Origin of the sequence: Ruegeria sp. EL01 (assembly GCF_900313035.1) — a bacterium.
GTDB lineage: Bacteria > Pseudomonadota > Alphaproteobacteria > Rhodobacterales > Rhodobacteraceae > Ruegeria.
The window spans coordinates 193,421-213,955 of sequence record NZ_OMPS01000009.1 but is presented as its reverse complement, the minus strand read 5'-3'; the positions used below and the strand labels follow the sequence as shown (position 1 = coordinate 213,955).

General features: G+C 56.9%; 22 protein-coding genes. 9 read left to right on the top strand and 13 right to left on the bottom strand.

Annotated features, from left to right (window positions below):
• Positions 1-21: 21 nt before the first annotated feature.
• Both D9K61_RS06810 and D9K61_RS06805 read left to right on the top strand, forming a co-directional pair.
• Positions 22-759 (top strand): class I SAM-dependent methyltransferase, encoded by a 738-nt coding sequence (locus D9K61_RS06810; protein ID WP_120632484.1) that lies wholly within the window; start codon positions 22-24, stop codon positions 757-759.
• A 204-nt stretch (positions 760-963) separates the two neighbouring features.
• A complete protein-coding gene (locus D9K61_RS06805; protein WP_120632483.1) occupies positions 964-1,386 on the top strand; it encodes a tellurite resistance TerB family protein in 423 nt (140 codons plus the stop codon).
• Positions 1,387-1,388: 2 nt separating this feature from the next.
• Here D9K61_RS06805 and dacB read toward each other — a convergent pair whose 3' ends face one another.
• From dacB to D9K61_RS06785, 4 genes are all read right to left on the bottom strand, one after another.
• On the bottom strand, positions 1,389-2,867 hold the full coding sequence (gene dacB, locus D9K61_RS06800) for a D-alanyl-D-alanine carboxypeptidase/D-alanyl-D-alanine-endopeptidase (RefSeq protein WP_120632482.1): 1,479 nt from the start codon (positions 2,865-2,867) through the stop codon (positions 1,389-1,391).
• A gap of 66 nt (positions 2,868-2,933) precedes the next feature.
• Entirely contained in the window at positions 2,934-3,554 is a 621-nt protein-coding gene (locus D9K61_RS06795; RefSeq protein ID WP_120632481.1) for a nicotinate-nucleotide adenylyltransferase, read from the bottom strand.
• Positions 3,555-3,586: 32 nt separating this feature from the next.
• Complete coding sequence (locus D9K61_RS06790) at positions 3,587-4,054, bottom strand: MOSC domain-containing protein (protein WP_162946777.1); 468 nt, start codon at positions 4,052-4,054, stop codon at positions 3,587-3,589.
• Positions 4,055-4,387, bottom strand: a complete 333-nt coding sequence (locus D9K61_RS06785) for a hypothetical protein (RefSeq protein ID WP_120632480.1) — start codon at positions 4,385-4,387, stop codon at positions 4,055-4,057. It lies immediately after the preceding gene.
• 134 nt (positions 4,388-4,521) lie between these two features.
• On the opposite strand from D9K61_RS06785, the gene ettA reads away from it, so the two are divergent.
• Positions 4,522-6,177, top strand: a complete 1,656-nt coding sequence (gene ettA, locus D9K61_RS06780) for an energy-dependent translational throttle protein EttA (RefSeq protein WP_120632479.1) — start codon at positions 4,522-4,524, stop codon at positions 6,175-6,177.
• 957 nt (positions 6,178-7,134) lie between these two features.
• On the opposite strand, the gene D9K61_RS06770 is transcribed toward ettA, so the two are convergent.
• Together D9K61_RS06770 and D9K61_RS06765 are read right to left on the bottom strand one after the other, a co-directional pair.
• Positions 7,135-7,734: a transposase gene (locus D9K61_RS06770; protein WP_120632477.1), complete on the bottom strand. Its 600-nt coding sequence runs from the start codon at positions 7,732-7,734 to the stop codon at positions 7,135-7,137.
• Positions 7,735-7,788: 54 nt separating this feature from the next.
• A complete protein-coding gene (locus tag D9K61_RS06765) occupies positions 7,789-8,151 on the bottom strand; it encodes an antibiotic biosynthesis monooxygenase (RefSeq protein WP_120632476.1) in 363 nt (120 codons plus the stop codon).
• A gap of 396 nt (positions 8,152-8,547) precedes the next feature.
• Between D9K61_RS06765 and D9K61_RS06760 the strand changes: the two genes are divergently transcribed.
• Positions 8,548-8,754, top strand: a complete 207-nt coding sequence (locus D9K61_RS06760) for a cold-shock protein (RefSeq protein WP_120632475.1) — start codon at positions 8,548-8,550, stop codon at positions 8,752-8,754.
• Positions 8,755-8,941: 187 nt separating this feature from the next.
• A complete protein-coding gene (locus D9K61_RS06755) occupies positions 8,942-9,496 on the top strand; it encodes a L,D-transpeptidase (RefSeq protein WP_120632521.1) in 555 nt (184 codons plus the stop codon).
• Positions 9,497-9,504: 8 nt separating this feature from the next.
• On the opposite strand, the gene D9K61_RS06750 is transcribed toward D9K61_RS06755, so the two are convergent.
• Together D9K61_RS06750 and D9K61_RS06745 are read right to left on the bottom strand one after the other, a co-directional pair.
• Entirely contained in the window at positions 9,505-10,119 is a 615-nt protein-coding gene (locus tag D9K61_RS06750; protein WP_120632474.1) for an SOS response-associated peptidase, read from the bottom strand.
• A 3-nt stretch (positions 10,120-10,122) separates the two neighbouring features.
• Entirely contained in the window at positions 10,123-10,824 is a 702-nt protein-coding gene (locus D9K61_RS06745; RefSeq protein ID WP_120632473.1) for an arylesterase, read from the bottom strand.
• Between D9K61_RS06745 and D9K61_RS06740 the strand changes: the two genes are divergently transcribed.
• Together D9K61_RS06740 and D9K61_RS06735 are read left to right on the top strand one after the other, a co-directional pair.
• A complete protein-coding gene (locus tag D9K61_RS06740; RefSeq protein WP_120632472.1) occupies positions 10,815-11,510 on the top strand; it encodes an ABC transporter ATP-binding protein in 696 nt (231 codons plus the stop codon). The two genes, D9K61_RS06745 and D9K61_RS06740, sit on opposite strands and share 10 nt — an antisense overlap.
• Complete coding sequence (locus tag D9K61_RS06735; RefSeq protein ID WP_120632471.1) at positions 11,507-14,035, top strand: ABC transporter permease; 2,529 nt, start codon at positions 11,507-11,509, stop codon at positions 14,033-14,035. Before D9K61_RS06740 ends, D9K61_RS06735 begins: the two co-directional genes overlap by 4 nt.
• Before the next feature lie 2 nt (positions 14,036-14,037).
• Here the strand turns inward: D9K61_RS06735 and D9K61_RS06730 are convergent, their stop codons facing one another.
• Positions 14,038-14,484 carry an Rrf2 family transcriptional regulator gene (locus tag D9K61_RS06730; protein WP_120632470.1) on the bottom strand — a complete coding sequence of 149 codons (447 nt, stop codon included), beginning with the start codon at positions 14,482-14,484 and terminating at the stop codon, positions 14,038-14,040.
• 93 nt (positions 14,485-14,577) lie between these two features.
• On the opposite strand from D9K61_RS06730, the gene D9K61_RS06725 reads away from it, so the two are divergent.
• A complete protein-coding gene (locus tag D9K61_RS06725) occupies positions 14,578-15,147 on the top strand; it encodes a gamma-glutamylcyclotransferase family protein (protein ID WP_120632469.1) in 570 nt (189 codons plus the stop codon).
• Between the two features lie 60 nt (positions 15,148-15,207).
• Here D9K61_RS06725 and gltX read toward each other — a convergent pair whose 3' ends face one another.
• Both gltX and D9K61_RS06715 read right to left on the bottom strand, forming a co-directional pair.
• Complete coding sequence (gltX, locus tag D9K61_RS06720; RefSeq protein WP_120632468.1) at positions 15,208-16,533, bottom strand: glutamate--tRNA ligase; 1,326 nt, start codon at positions 16,531-16,533, stop codon at positions 15,208-15,210.
• Positions 16,534-16,593: 60 nt separating this feature from the next.
• Complete coding sequence (locus D9K61_RS06715; RefSeq protein ID WP_120632467.1) at positions 16,594-17,028, bottom strand: DUF1801 domain-containing protein; 435 nt, start codon at positions 17,026-17,028, stop codon at positions 16,594-16,596.
• 117 nt (positions 17,029-17,145) lie between these two features.
• On the opposite strand from D9K61_RS06715, the gene D9K61_RS06710 reads away from it, so the two are divergent.
• The gene (locus D9K61_RS06710; RefSeq protein ID WP_120632466.1) at positions 17,146-18,078 is read left to right on the top strand and encodes an MBL fold metallo-hydrolase; all 933 of its coding nucleotides are present in this window, start codon (positions 17,146-17,148) and stop codon (positions 18,076-18,078) included.
• Between the two features lie 195 nt (positions 18,079-18,273).
• Here the strand turns inward: D9K61_RS06710 and D9K61_RS06705 are convergent, their stop codons facing one another.
• Positions 18,274-18,498, bottom strand: a complete 225-nt coding sequence (locus D9K61_RS06705; protein WP_254055697.1) for a hypothetical protein — start codon at positions 18,496-18,498, stop codon at positions 18,274-18,276.
• Positions 18,499-18,821: 323 nt separating this feature from the next.
• A complete protein-coding gene (locus D9K61_RS06700) occupies positions 18,822-20,480 on the bottom strand; it encodes an NAD+ synthase (protein WP_120632464.1) in 1,659 nt (552 codons plus the stop codon).
• Between the last annotated feature and the right edge of the window lie 55 nt (positions 20,481-20,535).

Here is a 20,535-nt window from a genome sequence, read left to right as displayed (position 1 = left end):
ATCTGGAAACAAGGAAGACACATGCGACGCGAGACGACCAACAGGATCCGCTTTGTGCTTGAGGATATCCTACCACCGGTTCTGCGCGACAGCTCAGCGTTTCATTGGCTGGCGCGCCGTGTCTGGGGAACCCATATCAGCCGACTGGCTGAGTTCCGTGCCCGTTCGCCGTATCTGACAGACGAAGAGTATGAAGCACTCTATCGCGACCATCCCAGGGTTCATCATGGGACTGACAACTCCGAAGCATGCATTGAACGGATCGCAAAGGATATTGTTGGCCAAAGTGTCTGCGACGTAGGCTGTGGCACTGGTTTCCTGTTGCAACGTGTCGCTGCAGCGCGCCCCGATATCGAAAAGATGACTGGTGTTGACTTTGTGATCGACGACGTCGCCAACATCGACAATATTGATTATGTCGCAGCGCGAATCGAAGACCTGCCATTTGCCGACAACACCTTCGACACGGTGATCTGCACCCATGTGATCGAGCATCTTCTGGATTACCGCCGCGCCATCGCAGAGCTCCGCCGTGTCGCTCGCAAGCGTGTCATCATTGTTGTCCCCTTGGAACGCGAATACCGGTACAGCTTTAACCCGCACTTCAACTTCTTCCCCTATACCCACAGCTTTCTGCGCGCGGTACATCCAAGCCCCAAGGTTCATGTCTGCGAACGCATCGGTCGGGACATTTACTACTGTGAGGACCTCGCAGAGCAGTCGGTATCCGAGATATCGGCAAAAGATAAACCTGCATAACACTATGCATACCGACAGTAGTGGTCTGGTCAGAGCTATTATTGACACTGTTCATAAGCTGGGCCCGGCTGCTATTGGCTGAGACTATTGTGGTATGCAGCTGACCTGCGCGATCCGTGGCGCCTGCCGATCAAACAAAGTGTTGTACCTGCTTGCAGCCAACCATATCCTGCGCATCCGAACACTCAATGCAGGACCAGACCCATGAACGATCAAATGCCCCACCCCATGTCCCCACAGGATTGCCTTGTGGCGATCATGGTTGCGGTCTCTGCGTCTGATGAAACCATTCGCACGGCTGAGCTGGTCAAAATTGAAACTGCGGTCAACATGCTGCCAGTTTTTTCCGATTACGACATTGACCGCACCCGCCGCGTGTCGCAGATCGTGTTCGACCTGTTTGAACAAGAAGATGGGCTGGACGCGCTCTTTGGCCTGATCCGGGTCAATCTGCCTGAGCGTTTGAACGAAACCGCCTATGCGCTGGCCTGCGACGTTGCCGCAGCCGATGGGTCTCTGGCTGAAACCGAACTGCGCCTGCTGGAGGAAATCCGGTATGAACTGAATATCGACCGACTGCACGCCGCTGCGATCGAACGCGGTTCGCGGGCGCGTCACGTCGTCTGACCTTAGCTGCCGTACAGCGCGCCCCAGCGCTCGATCAAAGCCCGTTGCAGCTTGCGTGACCGCCGGTTCCAACTGCGCGCGCCGTCCGGGCGTTCGCGGGCCTCTCGCGGGATCGTGGCCCGATGATCCATATCGGCAGTAAAAATGGCGAAGGCCAGGTCCGAACCGTCTGCAGTGGTCAGAAAGCCACCCAGCCCTGAAACAAAATTGAGCGTCCCGGTTTTGGCATCCACCCGGATCAGATGATCCTTGATCGGTTTGCCGTTGGTGTCGGTCAAAGAAAACGGCTTCAACAACGGGCGCAGCGCACCTGTCCTCCGCGCCGCCACCAGCGCGGTCACCAGATCACCCGGCGTCATACGCGAGGCATCGCCCAGCCCGGAATGATCCACCATCGCGATCCCTTCGACCCCGTAACTCTCAGCTGCCCAGCGGTTCATCTCAGCAGCCGACTCCGCCAGGCTCTTTGGCTCAGCGCCCCGTGCAACCGAAGCAGCAAGTCCCACCATTTCTGCAGTAAGGTTGGTCGAGTATTTCAGCATCCCGCGCAGGATACTGTCCAAAGGTTCGCTCTGATGCAGAACCAGCACATCTCCGCGCGGCGTTTCGGTTGTCACCTGCACCCGGCCCAGAACGATTCCGTTGACCCGCGCCAACGTCTTGAACACATCACCGGCATATAGTGCAGGCTTGCGTACCGGTAACCACCGCGCGCCACCTTTACCCAAGGCACCTCTTGCGACGGTCCAGCGATCCTGACGGGCGCTCGGTTCGTAAGTATAGATCGGCAGCCGCCGGTCTTTGACCCGCATCCTCGCCATCTCAACCGACGGTGTGTAATGCGCACTACGCGCGTCCATCGTCACGTCATAACTCGTGGCCTCGCGCTTCCACTCGAAATGCACCCGGTTAAAGTTCAGAGATATCCCGCTGATCGCAGGGCTGTACCCGACATGATCCGGTTGCCCGGGATCCACGCTGAAGATATATGGCAGCGCGCCGTCATACACCTTGAACGCCCCGCGCACCTCGGTCACACCCACCTTGCGCAAATTGGCCGCCATCGCAGCCAGTGCATCGGTATCCAGCAGCGGGTCACCCCCGCCGACAAGGATCAAATCGCCCTTTAGAATTCCATTCTCGATAGGACCATTCGCCATCAGTGTGGTTTCAAATCGATGTGTTGGCCCCAGAACATCCAGTGCATAAAGGGCCGTCATCGCTTTGGCGACACTGGCCGGAGGTAATCCCTTTTCGTCACCAAAAGCTTCCAACTGCGCGCCGGTTTTCACATCCGCCACGGCAAACACAACGTCACCCTTTAACCCCGAGCCTTTGATGAACCGTTCGACGCCGCTCAGCTGCGGGCCACGCGCCTGCGGCCTCAAAGACACCAAGGGGGCCTGTGCCAAAGCCGCGCCCGGGATCAGAGATGCCCCCAACCCCCCCAGAAACAAACGACGTGAAATACGATCAACCATGGGTCAATTAAAATCCCAGAGATCACAACCAAACAACCACTGAAATGCACTATGCGCTCGGTGTGGCTATTCCGGCAACACCCCATCGCTCCAACCATCGCGCCCACGAATTTCAGTCGAGCTGACATTGACCATAGGTACATTCACGAAACACCACGCCGGAGCTTCAGCCTGCCCAAGCAGATGCCGCGCTTGCCCGTCGATCCGGTACTGCGCATAGACCCGCGCCGCCGGAGACATCCGGGCCGAGATCCTATCCCCCGGTCGCGCCACCACGCCCACCGGCACGCTATCCATGATCTGTCGCCAGTCTTTCCAACGGTGAAACTGCGCCAGATTATCGGCACCCATCAGCCAGATAAACCGGACCTGTGGATAAAGCTTGTTCAACGCCGCCAGCGTATCCGCCGTTGCCCGCGTTCCGGTCAGCGCCTCAATATCCGTCACCTCGACCCGAGGATGCTGCATCATCTCACGCGCAGCGTCTATGCGCTGCGCCAGCGGAGCAGGCCCGCGTTCCTTCAACGGATTGCCTGGCGATACCAGCCACCACACCCGATCCAGCCCAAACGCCTTCATCGCCTCGCGGGTCACATGCACATGCCCCTGATGCGGCGGATCAAAAGACCCACCGAACAGTCCAACGACCTGCCCGGGCCGCGCATATGGAATGGCAAATCGCTCCATCCTCTGCTGATGGTCAGAACTGTGGCGCGTTGTCAATCAACAGGTTGCACCACATCGCCCAACCTGACACGATCGGGCTGCACCACCTCGGTACACCAGCCGCCATGCCCGCGCGCTGCGGAATAGCCCCCCTTGCCAAAGGCTTCCTCCATTCGACTGCACGGCGCACAGATCACGGTGATGCGCAAAATCGCATCCCCCACCTGCACCTCGCGCCCGTTGAGCGCCGCCAGATTGATCCCCGAAACCACCAGATTCCGTCTCAGGATTTCGGGCTCCACCGGCCCCTGCCCCAGAAAGCTGCCAATTGCTGCCAGGTGCTCTTGTTGGATCAAGGTCACTGCCCGTTTGCCTGCGTGGCCTCGGTCGCCGTCGAACCCGTCGGCTGAGATCATGGCCGCGTCCGCGACCTCCATCCCAAGACGCCGCTCTGGCCGCAGACCGATCCAGTCAATTTGCCCGGACTTGGCCCAACCGTAAATGAGTTCTTTCAACGTCATTCAAACACCGAGCTTTTCGACTACAGAATAAGTCAGGCAGCAAGAAATTATCACGTCCGGCAGCATGCGCCTGAATGCGTTCAACCAATACTTTCGAAAGGCAATATCTTGTGGGCTGATATTGGCATTCGAGGCCGGTATCGGGATGCGAATATGATCCGCGGGTGAAACGGGTTTGTCGAAAATCTGTGACCGCGCATCAACTACATCAGACCAGAACCTAGTGATGCGGAACATGGCAAAAAAAGCTAAAGCAAGCACGATCAAATCTGCAAACAATGCCACGACTTCCCTTGATACCTGCAATACCTTCATCTCCTCAATGATCTCCACCGATACTCTTTTCCGGCGCAATGGGAAACACCTACCGCGCGCCAACTAATCCACAAAACCATATCCATTGCCCCCACCTCAACCATCCGCTATCACACCGCCCAACCTGATTTCCCCGACCCAGAGGACGCGACATGGCCGCCTATCAATATGTTTACCACATGCAGGGTGTCTCCAAGACCTATCCCGGTGGCAAGAAGTGCTTTGAAAATATCCACTTAAGCTTTCTGCCCGGTGTGAAAATCGGTGTCGTCGGCGTTAATGGCGCCGGTAAATCGACGCTGATGAAGATCATGGCCGGCCTCGACAAGGACTTCACGGGTGAGGCCTGGGCCGCCGAGGGCGCCAAGGTCGGCTATCTGCCGCAGGAACCGAAACTGGACGAAAGCCTCAGCGTTCGTGAAAATGTTATGCTGGGCGTGGCCGAGAAGAAGGCGATCCTTGATCGCTATAACGAACTGGCGATGAACTACAGCGACGAAACCGCTGATGAGATGGCCAAGCTACAGGACGAAATCGACAGCCAGAACCTCTGGGACCTCGACAGCCAGATCGATGTGTCGATGGAGGCGCTGCGCTGCCCAGCAGACGACGCCAACATCGCCACCCTCTCGGGCGGTGAAAAACGCCGGGTTGCGCTGTGCAAGCTGCTGCTCGAAGCCCCCGACATGCTGCTGCTCGACGAACCAACCAACCACCTCGATGCCGAGACCATCGCCTGGCTGCAACAGCACCTGATCGACTACAAGGGCACTATCCTGATCGTCACCCACGACCGGTACTTTCTGGACAGTATCACCGGCTGGATCCTCGAACTCGACCGGGGTCGCGGCCTGCCCTACGAGGGCAACTATTCCGCCTGGCTGGAACAAAAGGCCAAACGGCTGGAGCAGGAAGCCCGCGAGGACAAATCTAAGCAGAAAACCCTGCAGCGCGAACTCGACTGGATGCGCCAGGGACAAAAGGCCCGTCAGGCCAAATCCAAGGCCCGGATCAACGCCTATAACGATCTGGCAGACCAGTCCGAGCGTGAAAAGCTGACCCGCGCCCAGATCGTCATCCCCAACGGCCAGCGCCTTGGCGGCAAGGTGATCGAGGTCGAAGGTCTCGCCAAACACATGGGCGACAAGCAACTGATCGAAAAGCTCGATTTCACCCTGCCCCCCGGCGGCATCGTCGGCGTCATCGGCCCCAACGGCGCCGGTAAGTCGACCCTGTTCAAAATGCTCACCGGTCAGGAACAACCTGATGCGGGCACCATCTCGCTGGGTGACACGGTTGAACTGTCTTATGTCGATCAGTCCCGCGATGACCTCAAGGACAATGAAACCGTGTGGGAGGCGATCACTGGCGGTGCCGAGATCATCCAGCTGGGTGACGCGCAGGTCAATTCCCGCGCCTATTGCTCGTCCTTCAATTTCAAGGGCGGCGATCAGCAGAAAAAGGTCTCGCTGCTGTCAGGCGGTGAGCGCAATCGCGTCCACATGGCCCGCCTGCTGAAAGAGGGCGGCAACGTTCTGCTGCTCGACGAACCGACCAACGACCTCGACGTCGAAACCCTGCGCGCACTGGAAGACGCGCTGGTCGATTTCGCTGGCTGCGCCGTCGTCATCTCACACGACCGCTTCTTCCTCGACCGGATTTGCACGCATATTCTGGCGTTTGAGGGCGATGCGCACGTGGAGTGGTTCGAGGGCAACTTCGAGGACTACGAAGAGGACAAAAAGCGCCGTCTGGGACCGGACGCTTTGGAGCCCAAGCGGTTGAAGCATAAGAAGTTTGCGCGGTGAATGACTGGATAACCATCGTAGGTGCTTTGGGCGTTGGTTCTCTGGCTACAGTGATAACTCAATGGTTTCTCACTCGCTCTGATAGCCGGCGGGAGTTAAGATTTCAGGAACGTAAGGATGCTTATGTGGGCTTATGGCAAGCTATGCATCGCTCAGAGATCGAAGGCACCGACGAAGCCGCTTTACATGTAGGTCATTGGGTTGCTCGATGCGAACTTGTGGCTCCGCCTTCTGTACGCCTTACGGTAAACTCGCTGGTTGAGACAAAACCCGGATCTCTGGAGCGAAGGGTTGCGGTTGACAATGCACCGCGTGTTATACGTAGTGATTTGGGAGTTTCAGAGTAGCACGGGCACTCGCACCCACCTTACCTGCACCCCGAAACCGCACTTCAAAAAATAGGTAAAATCAACCATCCTTTAGCTTGGAGCAATTTGAAAAGAACCATAAATGTCAATGGATATACAATGCACATTCTAAGAATAGGATGCTTACTTTTACTTTCGTCAGCGTCAGTTGCAGCCGATCCTCTCGATACCGCTGCACAAGAGAAGTATGTGCTTTACCTATCGAGGGATGAAATGACTCCGGCCCAGAACCAAGTGCTTGCCGAGTGCATGATCGAAAGGCTTACGACTATGGGTAAGGAAATTCTGTTGTTGGCGGATTCGGAACGCGGCGCTGAGATCGCTATGCTCACTGCAGGGCACAATCCTGTTCATGACGATTGTATTTCGGAAGCCCTCGCTGGAGCCCCATAGTAAGCGTAGGACGGGTGCTCGAACTCATCACTCCCATACAGGTAACTGGTAGGCCGGGCTTTAGCCCGGCAATGCGCGCAACAGCGGCGAATTTGCCAACGTCCATCGACGGATTTCTTGACAACCATCCGATCGACCCGAGGGTCATGGTGAATGCCGGGCTGAAGCCCAGCCTACGAATTAGGGTCCTTCGATCCTACAGCTCTCCGAACATGCCCTCGGTGACCACACCACTCCATTCCGGATCAACCCGGCCTGCACGAATATCGCGATGTATCGACGAATACGGCCAATCGGTCGGGTGCTCCACCAACCCATGTTTTACGGGATTACCCCAACAATATTCCATGTGACTCCGGTAATCCCTATCGTCCCGAATGGTGTGCTCCCAAAACCGGCGTTGCCACACAGCGCTTTCGCGTTTGTTGACCCGTAGGCCGGGCTTCAGCCCGGCATATCTGCCAGATGTCACTACGGGCAGTTCTGTCGGCAAAGGTGCCGGGCTGAAGCCCGGCCTACGACTCGCTCTATTTACACGCATGGTAAACCGCGCCTTGATCGCACCCCACCGCGTCGCATAATGCGCATCCCTCGGCGGCAAGGTCCAATCCGCGTGCAAATGATCGGGCAATACCACAAACGCATCACACCAGAACGGCCGTTCCTCCTGCGCCACCGCAAAAGCCGTGCGCAAATGTGCCACCTCGCGCGTCAACAGGTCCGACGATCGGTCCGCCAATGCGACGGTAAAGAAATAGGTTGCTCCGGGATTGAGAACACGCCGGTAATTGCTCATAACGATCCATCAACCAAACCCGGCTTAAGAACAGGTAAATCAACCCACCGCGCGTTACTGCCGAAACCCAAACTCCGTCACATAGACCCTGGGGGACATCCCGCTGAACAGGTCACGCAGTTTCTCAAGCTCGGCCTCGGGCCCGTGCAATTCGACGCCGGTGATCTCAACCAGCATCTGTGTGCTTTCAAAGATGTGGCTGCCCACTTCCATGTGCCGGATCACCGCATCGGCGCTGTCATAATCCTCGCGGGATACCGCCGTGCCATCGGCCCCGAAACTGTAGGCCGAGGCCAGATGGCCGGTCTCTTGCTTACGCAGATCGATCATCTCAGCACAGTTCTTGCGAAAAGCGGCAGCATTCGCGGCGGGCACGGAAAAATATCCGACGACGGTTACAATCTGCGGTACGGACATGAAACTTCCTCCGACAATCTGTTTGAAATGAACATTGCCAGTCTAATCGTTTTCAGGACGTTTGCCAAAATCAGGTGCGGAGCCGGCGCTTCAAAATCGACCTGATGCTTTCGCGACTTACGTAAAAAACCACCACAATTTTTTGGCACGAAAAACAACCAAGTCACCAACAAAGCCGATCGGCGGATTCTTGTTCAAATTGAACAAGCGGCCCTCAAACCCTTGTACAAACCGTACAATCTCCCTTGTCACATGCGTTTCCGGGTGCCATATCCAAGGTGCTTACGTTTTTCTATTCGACCTACTGTCTCCGTTTCCGGCGCTCAGTCTATCGATACAGACAACGACGCCGGGCTGCCGCAACTCCGTGGGCAGCACTTAACAGGAGTAACGGATATGCCTGCAGGCACCGTAAAATGGTTCAACACCACCAAAGGTTTCGGCTTTATCGCACCTGAAGATGGCGGCAAAGACGTGTTTGTGCACATCTCATCCGTCGAGCGTTCGGGCCTTACAGGTCTGGCCGACAACCAGAAAGTCACGTACGAGCTGCGCGCTGGTCGCGACGGCCGCGAAAGTGCCGACGACATCCAGCTTGCATAAGATTCTGAAAGGGTGAGGTTTTTCCTCGCCCTTTTTATCTAATCTTTGTTTGATTGACCTTCCAAGCGACCACAGTTGCGCTCAGAAGGCATCACGTTTCAGTGACATTCTCCCACCAATTGACCAAATCCCCTATCATTTCATAATTAGTGATATGATTTCTTTGATCAATTTGAAGGGATTCACCATGTTCACACGCCGTATGTTTCTGGCCGGAACGGCTGTTAGCCTTGTCCCAGGCATCGTCGACGCCAAGAAAGCAGTCGAGTATGATGCGACGCCGCAATTCGTACGGATCAAAAAGCAATTTCTACCTGGTCAACTACTGGTCGTCCCGCGTTCGTTTTACCTTTATTTTGTGACAGAACCCCGCAAGGCGATCCGCTATGGGTGCGGCGTCGGCAAAGCCGGGCTGGAATTCACCGGTACGGCCACCATTGACGTCAAAAAAGAATGGCCGACCTGGCGGCCCACAAACGAGATGATCGAGCGCGACCCGGTCGCCTACGCCAAATTCAAAGACAACGACTTTGTCCAACCCGGAGGCAACGGCAACCCCTTGGGGGCGCGGGCGTTGTATTTGTTTCAAAACGGGGTCGATACATATTTTCGCATTCATGGAACAACTCAACCGCAGACAATCGGGCGGGCAGCGTCCAACGGGTGCATTCGGATGCTGAACGAACATGTTGTCGATCTATACAACAGGGTCCCCATCGGAACGGTTGTCACTGTCGTTTGACCAAGCCGTCAGGGTGCGGTCCGATCCACATCTGTCGCCTGCTCGATATGCAGCAATCCATTCGGCCAGGGCCGCGCCAGTTCCTTGGCCTGTTCTTCGGACGCTGTGAGCCATTGCTGCACCCCGGTCTGATCCAACAATACACCCATTCGGTGGTGGATCGGCTGTAAATCGGCATTTGGTTCGCATGTCACCGCAGCGAACTGATCGACTTGCAGGCCACCCGGCGCCTGCCACCGATCAGTGATGGCCGCAAAGAATAATGGCGCTCCGTCCGCCGAGGCGATCCTCCACGCCGTTTTTCGGCGCTTTTCTCCGGTCCATTCATACCAGCCGTCAGCCGGGACAACTGCGCGACCAACGCCTTCGAATGCCGCCTTTTCAAAAACAGTTTCTGATCGCGCGTTGATGATGGTTTCCATGACCGGTCGTCCGCGCGCATTGACGCGCCCAACAGGGATCATGCCCCACCGCATGGGAACCAATCCGCTACCGGTCAGCACCACCATCTCCTGTCCCGGCTGAATGTTGGCTCGCGGCAGTTGCATGCTGACAGTATCCGAGACACCCAGGATTGCGGCTATCTCGGATATCGGTCGTGTCAGAAAAAACCGCCCGGGCATTGCTCACTCCTGGTTGGCGACTTCATTGGCAAGATCCAGCACAAAGGGCCCAAGCGTTTCAACAATCTGAGACACCCCTTTGGCATTAGGGTGGATGCCATCCGCCTGCATGAACTGGGCAACCGCGTTGGGATCTCCGTCTGCGGCCAAGCCGTCAAAGAAGCTGTTCGCGTAATGGGTTTGATACGCCTGCGCCAGTTCCGGATAAATGGCATCAAAGTTTTGCTTATACTCGGCACCGTAGTTCCCGGGCGCCTGCATCCCAACCAGCAAAACGCCAACGTCCTCGGCCTGAGCCACGCTCAGAATAGCCTCAAGATTGGTCCGCGACACCTCCGGGTCGATACCGCGCAACAGGTCATTTCCACCCAGTGCGACGATCATCCCGTCCACATCGGACGTCAGTGTCCATTCAACACGCGATGCGCCTCCTGCCGTTGTATCGCCCGACACGCCAGCGTTGATCACTCGGACCTCTGTCCCCTGCGCTTGCAGCCAACGCTCAAGCTGGGGGACAAATCCATCTTCCTCAACCAGCCCATAGCCCTGCGTCAGGGAATCTCCCAAAGCGGCGATCACAACGGGCTCGGCTGTGGCCGTAAAACCGCAGCATACAAATAGCCCGGACATCAAAACCTTGCGCAATTCTGTAACTGCTCCATATCCCAAATGATTGCTCCCCTTTGGAAAGACCCATGGCAACATTAGTTCTAGAACTCCAAAATGCCGCTTTGTCGCTGGAAGGCAATGCCGGTCGCGTGAATATTCTGCATGACATTAGCTTGTCTGTTGTACAGGGTGAAACTCTTGGATTGGTCGGACCATCCGGATCCGGCAAATCCTCGCTGCTGATGTTGATGGGCGGATTAGAACAAGCCACCGGAGGCAGCGTGATTGCCTTGGGTCAGGATCTGACCGGCATGGACGAAGATACATTGGCCCGGTTTCGGCGCGATTCCATGGGTGTCGTGTTTCAGAATTTCCACCTGATCCCCACGATGACCGCACTGGAAAACGTGGCGACACCGTTGGAATTGGCCGGGCATTCTGACGCGTTTGACCGCGCCCAAGCAGAGTTGGACACCGTTGGATTATCCCATCGGCGCGATCATTACCCTGCCCAACTTTCGGGTGGCGAGCAGCAGCGCGTGGCATTGGCTCGGGCATCCGCCCCGCGTCCACAAATCCTGTTGGCCGATGAACCCACTGGAAACCTCGACGAAACAAATGGTGCTGCCATCGTCGATCTCCTGTTCGGGCTGCGCGACAAACATGGGGCCACTTTGGTGCTGGTTACACATAGCCATACGCTGGCCGAAAGATGTGACCGCGTTGTTCGATTGCGAGACGGCCGGGTCGAAGAGAAGGTCAAGCAAGAGGCCGCGGAATGAGCATGCGGCTGGCCGGGCGGCTGGCCCGACGCGAGTTACGGGGCGGCCTGCGTGGATTTCGCATCTTCCTGGCCTGTTTGGCCCTTGGCGTTGCTGCGATTGCGGCTGTCGGTTCGGTTCGACACGCAATCCAGGCGGGCCTGACGCAGGAAGGGGCGGCATTGCTGGGTGGCGATGCCCAGTTGGAATTCACCTACCGTTTTGCCAACGACGAAGAACGCGCCTGGATGGACCAGTCCGCACAACAGGTTTCCGAGGTCGTCGATTTCCGATCTATGGCCGTGGCACTTCGCGATACAGGACCTGAGCGAGCGCTGACACAGGTGAAGTCCGTTGATGATGCCTATCCGCTACTGGGATCTGTGTTGTTGAAGCCTGACATCCCGTTGGCAACAGCATTGGATGGCTCCGCTGAGCTACCGGGCGCAGTCATGGATCCGGCACTGATAGATCGCCTCGGCCTTTCGGTCGGGGACCTTTTCGCGCTGGGCACGCAGGATTTTGTGCTCATGGCTTCGTTAGAGACGGAACCGGACGGTGCAGCAGATGGCTTTGAATTGGGTCCAAGAACACTGGTGCGCACTGAAGACCTGCGTACCTCGGGCCTGCTAGAGCCCGGCACTTTGTTTTCGACAAAATACCGACTGGATCTGCCGTCTGATATCGCTTTGGCGGATCTCTCAATCGAAGCTGACCAGACCTTTGACGGCACTGGTATGCGATGGACCGATGCGCGCAATGGCGCGCCGGGCATTTCTGAATTCGTTGCGCGGCTCAGTTCATTTCTGGTGTTGGTCGGCCTGTCGGGGCTGGCTGTTGGTGGCATTGGTGTCTCTGCCGCCGTCCGGGCCTATTTGTCTCAGAAAACCGAAACGATCGCCACTTTGCGCACATTGGGGGCAGACAGGGCGACCATTTTCCAAACCTACATGATCCAGATCGGGTTGCTATCCGGGGTGGGTATCGTGATCGGTGTGACGCTGGGCGGGTTGGCACCTATGTTGATGGCGCCCGTTATCGAAAGCCGCCTGCCCATTCCAGCTGTCTTTTCGTTTTATCCGCAACCCTTGGCCGAAGCTGCCTTGTATGGGTTCTTAACGGCGTTTCTGTTCACACTCTGGCCCCTGGCCCGCACCGAGGAAGTGCGCGCCGCCACGCTGTTTCGGGATGCCTTGACATCCGCCAACCGGCTTCCGCGGGCCATCTATGTGTTGGCGACTGCGTTGGGGCTCGCTCTGCTGATCGCCTCTGCGTCCTGGTTCAGCGGGTCCACATGGCTCACACTTTGGACCAGCGGCGGGCTGGTTGGCGCTCTGCTGTTGCTGTCCCTGTCCGCCTTCGCGATCCGCTGGGTAGCCCGCACTGGTGCGCCCTTGGCGCGAGGCCGCCCAGCCCTTCGCTGGGCATTGTCCGCGATTTCTGACCCGCGCGAAGGCGCAGGGTCCGTCGTCCTATCGCTGGGTCTCGGCCTGTCGGTTCTGGCGGCGGTTGGTCAAATCGATGGCACCTTGCGCAACGCGATCTCGGGAAACCTCCCGGATGTGGCGCCCTCGTATTTCTTCGTCGATATCCAAAAGGATCAAATGCCGGGCTTTAATAAGCGCCTTGAAAACGACCCGGATGTCAGCCGGATTGAAAGCGCGCCAATGCTGCGTGGCATTCTTTCACAGATCAACGGGCGCCCTGCGCGTGAGGTGGCCGGGGATCACTGGGTCGTAGAGGGCGATCGCGGTCTCACCTATTCCATTCAACCGCCCGAGAACGCCCGCATCACCGCTGGCGAATGGTGGCCCGAAGATTATTCTGGCACACCACAAGTCAGCTTTGCCGCTGAAGAAGGCGAAGAAATGGGATTGAAGCTTGGGGATGAACTGACAATCAACATTCTGGGGCGCGATATCATAGCCGAACTGACCTCGTTCCGCGAGGTTGATTTTTCGACGGCAGGTATGGGGTTCATCATGTCGATGAATCCGTCCGCACTGGCAGGCGCACCCCATAGCTTCATTGCGACGGTATATGCCGAGGAACAAGCCGAAGCCGCAATATTGCGGGACCTGGCGGATCAATATCCCAACATCACAGCCATTCGGGTCAGGGATGCAATTGACCGCGTGTCCGGTCTGTTGGCTGGGCTGGCTGCTGCGACCTCATACGGGGCAGGTGTTTCATTGCTGACGGGATTCCTGGTTCTGATAGGCGCGGCCGCTGCTGGGGAGCCCGCGCGAAGATACGAAGCTGCTGTTTTGAAAACGCTAGGCGCTGACCGTCCCCGAATTCTGTTCAGCTTTGCCCTGCGCGCCATCCTCCTAGGTGCGGCAGCCGGCGGTGTCGCTTTGCTTACGGGCATCCTAGGTGGCTGGGCGGTTGCCACCTACATATTCGACACAAGTTTCTCGATCATTTGGGCATCAGCATTGGGCATCGTGATCGCGGGAGTTATCGTCACTCTGGGTGCAGGTCTGGCTTTTGCACTGCGTCCCCTGTCCGTGCGACCAGCGCGTATCCTACGCGCCAGCGATTGATGTCAGCGTCCGCAGGCAACGGGTTGGAGAATTCTCAGCAAGGGGTCATTGTCACAGACCAACGCATCTAGCGTGATATCATCCAACGAGGCGTAGAAGACTTCGGCCGCATCTTGCAACGCCACGCGTAGACGACACGCATCAGTCAATGGGCAGGTGTTGTCGGCATCTGCAAAGCACTCAACAATCGGAAAAGAGCCTTCGACGTGCCGAAAAACCGCGCCGATACGGATCTGATCTGCACGGCGCGCAAGTGACATTCCACCATTTCGGCCGCGTTGTGTGCTCAGGTAGCCCAACTGGCTCAATTGATTGATCACCTGCGCCAGATGATTTTCCGAGATGTTGCACGCTTCGGCTATCTCAGCTTTCGTCACCAGCCGATCCAGATGTGCTGCGCAATACATCAGAAGACGCACCGCTATGTTCGTCCGTTTGGTAATCCGCATATTGGCCTCCCTACATTCTTGATGCAGTCATATTGCATGTTCAGCAAAAAAGCGGTTTGACATACATCAATCTTCAAGAAGGACGCCGCCCACATGGCTGACCCCTATTTCTTTGGCTACGGCAGCCTTGTGAACCTGGCCACGCATGATTTCCCTGATCCCCAGCCTGCAACGCTGAAGGGGTGGCGGCGCGCGTGGCGGCATACCGACCTGCGACCTGTGGCATTCCTGACGGCGATCCCGGATGCAGATTCCGAGATCGAAGGGATGATTGCCCATGTCCCGGGCGATGACTGGGCGGCATTGGATGAACGGGAATGGGCTTATGATCGTGTTCCGGCAACTCAATCCATTTCGCACCCGCTGACACGGGACGTTGACATCGCGGTCTACGCGGTACCAAGAAACCGCCAAAACGAGGCAACCAACCATCACCCGCTGTTGCTGAGCTATATTGACGTCGTTGTGCAAGGATATCTGCGCGCTTTTGGTCCGGACGGCGCCGACCGGTTCTTTGCCACGACGGATGGATGGGAGGCGCCTATCCTGAACGACCGCGCCGAGCCGCGCTACCCGCGACATCAACAGCTGAAACATGCTGAAACCGAATTTGTAGACACCCGGCTAGCGCGCGTGTCCGCAAAGATTGTGCAACCCGCGTAAACTGAAAAGGCCAGGCTTTGCGGCCCGGCCTAGTGTTCAAATCTACTGTTTGGCTTAGGATTACCCGCGCGCCCGGATCACCTGCAGCAGCGGCAGCAACGTCGCCATCTCGGGGCCTCGTTCCATACCGGTCAACGCTTTGCGCAGCGGCATGAACAAGCCCTTGCCCTTGCGACCCGTCGCCTCTTTGACCGCTTGGGTCCAAGTGGCCCAGGTTTCGCCGTCGAAAGGCCCTTCGGGCAAAAGCGTCATGGCTTCGGCGATAAAGGCGCTGTCCTCATCGGCGATCAAGGGGTCTGCGCCGTCACGGCACAATTCCCACCAGCCTTTGAGGTCACTCAGCGTTGTGATGTTCTCCCGTGCCATAGCCCAAAACGGCTCTGCCTGATCTGCAGGAACACCAACCTCGGACACAGCATCCATAACTTCGGATAGTGGCAGGGACTGCAGATGCTTTGCTGTCAGCGGAAACAGATCCTGAGCGTCGAATTTCGTCGGCGCCGATCCAAATCGTGCAACGTCGAACCCCTCTATCAGTTCAGCCATATCCGACCGGAGCTCCACCGGATCGGAAGACCCAAGACGCGCCATCAGGCTCAACAGGGCCATTGGCTGCACGCCTTGTTCGCGCAGGTCACGCAAAGCCAGCGTGCCCAGACGTTTCGACAGCGCCTCACCCTGCGGACCGGTCAGCAGCGAATGGTGGGCAAAGCGCGGGCATTGTCCGCCCAGCGCCTTGATGATCTGAATCTGGGTGGCGGTGTTGGTCACGTGGTCCGAGCCGCGCACCACGTCCGTCACGCCCATCTCGGTATCGTCGACGACCGACGCGATCGTATAGAGAACCTGACCGTCGCCGCGGATCAGAACCGGGTCGGACACCGACGCTGCATTAATTGAGATGTCGCCCAGAATGCCGTCATTCCACTCGATCCGTTCGTGATCCAGCTTGAACCGCCACACGCCATTGCCACGCTCGGCCCGCAACGTCTCTTTTTCCTCCTCGGACAGAGACAACGCTGCGCGGTCATAGACCGGTGGCTTGCCCATGTTCAGCTGCTTCTTGCGCTTCAGGTCCAGCTCGGTTGGCGTTTCGAACGCCTCGTAGAAACGACCCATCTCACGTAGTTTGTCAGCGGCCTCGGCATAGCGATCCAGGCGATCTGACTGACGCTCGACCTTGTCCCAATGCAGACCCAGCCACTCCATATCCTGCTTGATGGCATCGACATATTCTTCTTTCGAACGTTCTGGATCAGTGTCGTCGATACGCAGAATGAACGTTCCGCCAGCCTTGCGAGCGATCAGATAATTCATCAAGGCGGTGCGCAGGTTGCCCACATGGATGTAACCGGTGGGTGACGGGGCAAAACGGGTGGTGGTCATGGGAGTCTCCTGTTGGCGCGGCTCTTGTCACATGGACGTGGTTTTGTCCAGCCGAAGCCGTCAGGTCGGCTCGACCGGCCACTTCTGCGCCAGATCATCCAGCCCGGCCCGGATCAACTCGGACAGGACCTCAAGATCGATATCTGCCAACTTGTTTACATACAGACATGACTTGCCGTGTTTGTGCTTTCCCAACCTCGACAGGATGTGACCGAAATCAGCGTATCCGGGCATAATGTATATGGAATGTGCGGCCTTGCGTGGCGAAAACCCGGTGGCTAGAAACGCGCCCTCGCGCCCGGATTTGTACCTGTATTGATAGCGGCCATACCCAATGATTGACGGCCCCCACAAGACCGGCTCAAACCGCGTTATTTTGCGGAACAAGGCATCAAGCACGCGCGCATCCTCGGCTTTGGCCTGTGGTTGAACAGCCGAAAGAAAGCTGTCCACGCTTTGCCCCGTTGGAATCGTCTTATTTTGAGATCGCGCCATGAACAAAATTTAACACGTAATGTTCATCCAGACAGCCCATGTATTGCGCGTATAATGTGGTCAGCGTCTTACGCTGACCTAATTCTTTCCATGGTGCTCAGACAGGGAGAAGCAGAAATGACCATTAATTTGACCCGCAGGGCGGCGTTGGGAGCCGCAGCAACCTTACCTTTTGCATCCGCAGCGGCACCTGTTTTCGCCGCAGGATCCGACAGCAAAGCAAACTCAACAATCGCAAAATCTTTCCAGTTGGGTGATTTCACCGTCACGACACTTTTGGATGGCAGCCTTCCCCGCGACGGCGCTCAGGAGATTTTCGGTGGTGGCGCGTCGGATGAAGATTTCGCCAAAGTGTCAGCCGACAATTTCATTTCGCCTGACGTTGCACAGTTCTTCTTTACACCGACATTGGTCAACACCGGGGCCGAGATGGTTCTGTTTGATACCGGGCTTGGGCAGGGTGGCATACAGGCTGCGCTAGCGGATGCGGGCGTCACCCCGGATCAGATCGACATTGTGGTCCTGACCCACATGCACCCCGATCATATTGGCGGCATGACAACTGATGACGCACCCACCTTCCCAAATGCCCGCTACATCACGGCAGCGTCCGAATATGATTTCTGGGCCGCTCAGGAGGCAGGCAATCGCGTGGGCGATCTGGTTGCAGCAAAGGTGACGCCGCTGGCAGAAAAGATGACCTTTATCGAAGATGGCGGCGATGTTGCTTCGGGTGTCACCGCAATGGCGGCGTTCGGGCACACACCGGGTCACATGGTGTATCATCTGGAAAGCAACGGTCAGCGTCTGATCCTGACCGCAGATTTGGCCAACCACTATGTCTGGTCTTTTGCCCATCCGGAGTGGGAGGTCCGTTTCGACATGGACAAGCCGGCGGCTACGGAGTCACGGCGCAACGTTCTGGGCCTGCTTGCGGCGGACAAGGTGCCGATGGTCGGATATCACATGCCATTTCCAGCTGCCGGTTATGTAGAAAGCCGCGGCGACGGGTTTCGCTTTGTGCCGGTCAGCTATCAGATGATGGGTTAACGACCGCCGAAACGCAGCGGTCCGAGTCGTTTCCGAAATCATGGCCCAGTAGCTTTCGGACAAATTTATCCCTGCGCGAACAAGCGCAGGGATATTACACCTCGGCCAAACGACCAGGTTCAACGATGTTTGCAATAGAGAAAACTCTTTGATCGCCGCGACAGGGTGACGTTTACCAGTCTAGGTCAGCGTGCTTTACGCGGCGCCGGACAGCTCAGCCCATTTCTGGCGAAGCGCCCCCGACAACCCAATAGCCTTCTCTGCGTCGTGTGCTGCTACATCTTCCTGCGAGATGAGAGAGGGGAATCCCGGACGAACCAGGGTTTCACACTTCTCTTCGTCGGACATTTGCGCGCCAATAAGATCAGCGATATCCGCGTCCAGCTTGTCCTCATCCAGCTCTTGGGCCGGAGATTCCATCGTCTGCCATTTCAAGGGCGAGTGAAGAGACCTATCGTATTCCTTGTACATTTTACCACCAAACCATTAACTCAGACAACCAACACCGGATGCGCCACACTCAGACAAGAAACCGTTTGTCAGACCGCTGCGAACTCAACAGCAATGCGTCACATCCGCCCCACATTGGGCAACATTCAAGCATAAATGTGGCAGAAACGTGTCGCCAAAACAAGCCTTACGTACCTTCTGAACCAGTCTATCGACATCATTTCAGGCACTTATCGCTACAATGCTATACAACATCGGCAAACTGTCTTCAGATCAGAGACAAACTAGGGGCCTCAATCGCGATCACGCCAGCGATTCACGATTGGATAGCGGCGGTCCAACCAAAACGCGCGACTGGTCAGTCGCGTGCCAGGCGCTGACTGAAACCGCTTGTACTCGCTGATATAGATCAGATGTTCGACGCGACTGGCATCGTCTTTGTCAAAACCCGCAACAACGCAATCAGCGACCGAGCCATCCTGATCGACAAGGATTTCCAGAATTCCATCAAGAACCGGATAGTCCGGAAGGCTGTCGCTGTCTTTCTGGTCTTCACGCAGTTCCGCGCTTGGGGGTTTGTCGATAACCGAGGGGCGAATGACCTCGCCCCCGGGTCCCATCATCCAGTCGCGATGATGGGCGTTGCGCCAGCGACAGGTTTCGAACACGCGGGTCTTGTACAGGTCCTTGATCGGATTGTAGCCACCATTCATGTCCCCATAAATCGTGGCATACCCAACGGCGACCTCGGATTTGTTGCCGGTGGTCAGCAACATTTCGCCAAACTTGTTCGAGATGGCCATTAACATCAAACCGCGCAGGCGCGACTGGATGTTTTCCTCGGTCAGGTCCGCGTCATGCCCGGCAAACAAAGGCGCCAGAGTGTCGGTTACAGCAGCGCGGCTGTTCGAGATCGGTACAAAGTCATACTGCACGCCCAGCGCCTTGGCGACAGCCTCAGCATCATCCAGCGACGCCTGGCTTGTGTATTCAGATGGCAACATCACACAACGTACGTTTTCAGCTCCGATGGCATCCACCGCAATTGCAGCAACCAAGGCGGAATCGACACCGCCCGACAGGCCAAGAAGCGCCTTTTTGAACCCGGTTTTACCCATGTAATCGCGTAGTGACTGAACCATCGCGCGGTAGTCCTGCTCCCACGCGTCGGGTTGCGGCACAATATCGGACGGCACGATCCGCCAGCCCTCGTCACCGCGTTCAAGATCTACGTCTGTTATGGCTTCGTCAAAGACCGGCATCCGGAAGGCAAGCTCACCACCCGGGTTTATCCCGAATGTCGCCCCATCAAAGACCTGATCGTCCTGCCCACCCACCATATTCAGGTAGATAACCGGCAATCCTGTCTCGACCACACGCGCAACCATGTGATTTAGCCGAACATCATATTTGTCCCGAAAATAGGGAGAGCCATTGGGGATCAATAGAAACTCTGCCCCGGTCTCTTCCAAGGTTTCTGCCACATCTGGATGCCAACCATCTTCACAAATCGGGCTGCCAATCCGGAAATTCCCCACGGAATAAGGGCCGCCAAGCGGGCCAGCATCATAAAGCCGCACCTCGTCGAACACAGTTTCATTCGGCAGATGATGTTTCAACACCTTGCTGGCGATCCGCCCACCCTTGAGGATCAGATAGGCATTGTACAGGTTATCATCTTCAACCCACGGTCCGCCTACGGCCAACGCTGGCCCATCGGCACAGCGCTTGGCCAACGCTTCGACCGCGTCTATCGCCGCCCGATGAAACACCGGCTTCATGATCAGATCTTGGGTGTTGTACCCGGTGATGAACATCTCGGGCAGCGCCACCAGATCGGCGCCCGCCGCGCGCGCCTGTTCCCATGCCAAGAATGCCTTTGCCGCGTTGCCCTCAATATCCCCTACAACAGGGTTGAGCTGCGCCAGAGTGATGCGGAAACGGTCGGCCATGCTGCCCTCTTGTCCTCGTCAGTCCTATTGCCATTTAGCAGATCGCACCGCGAGT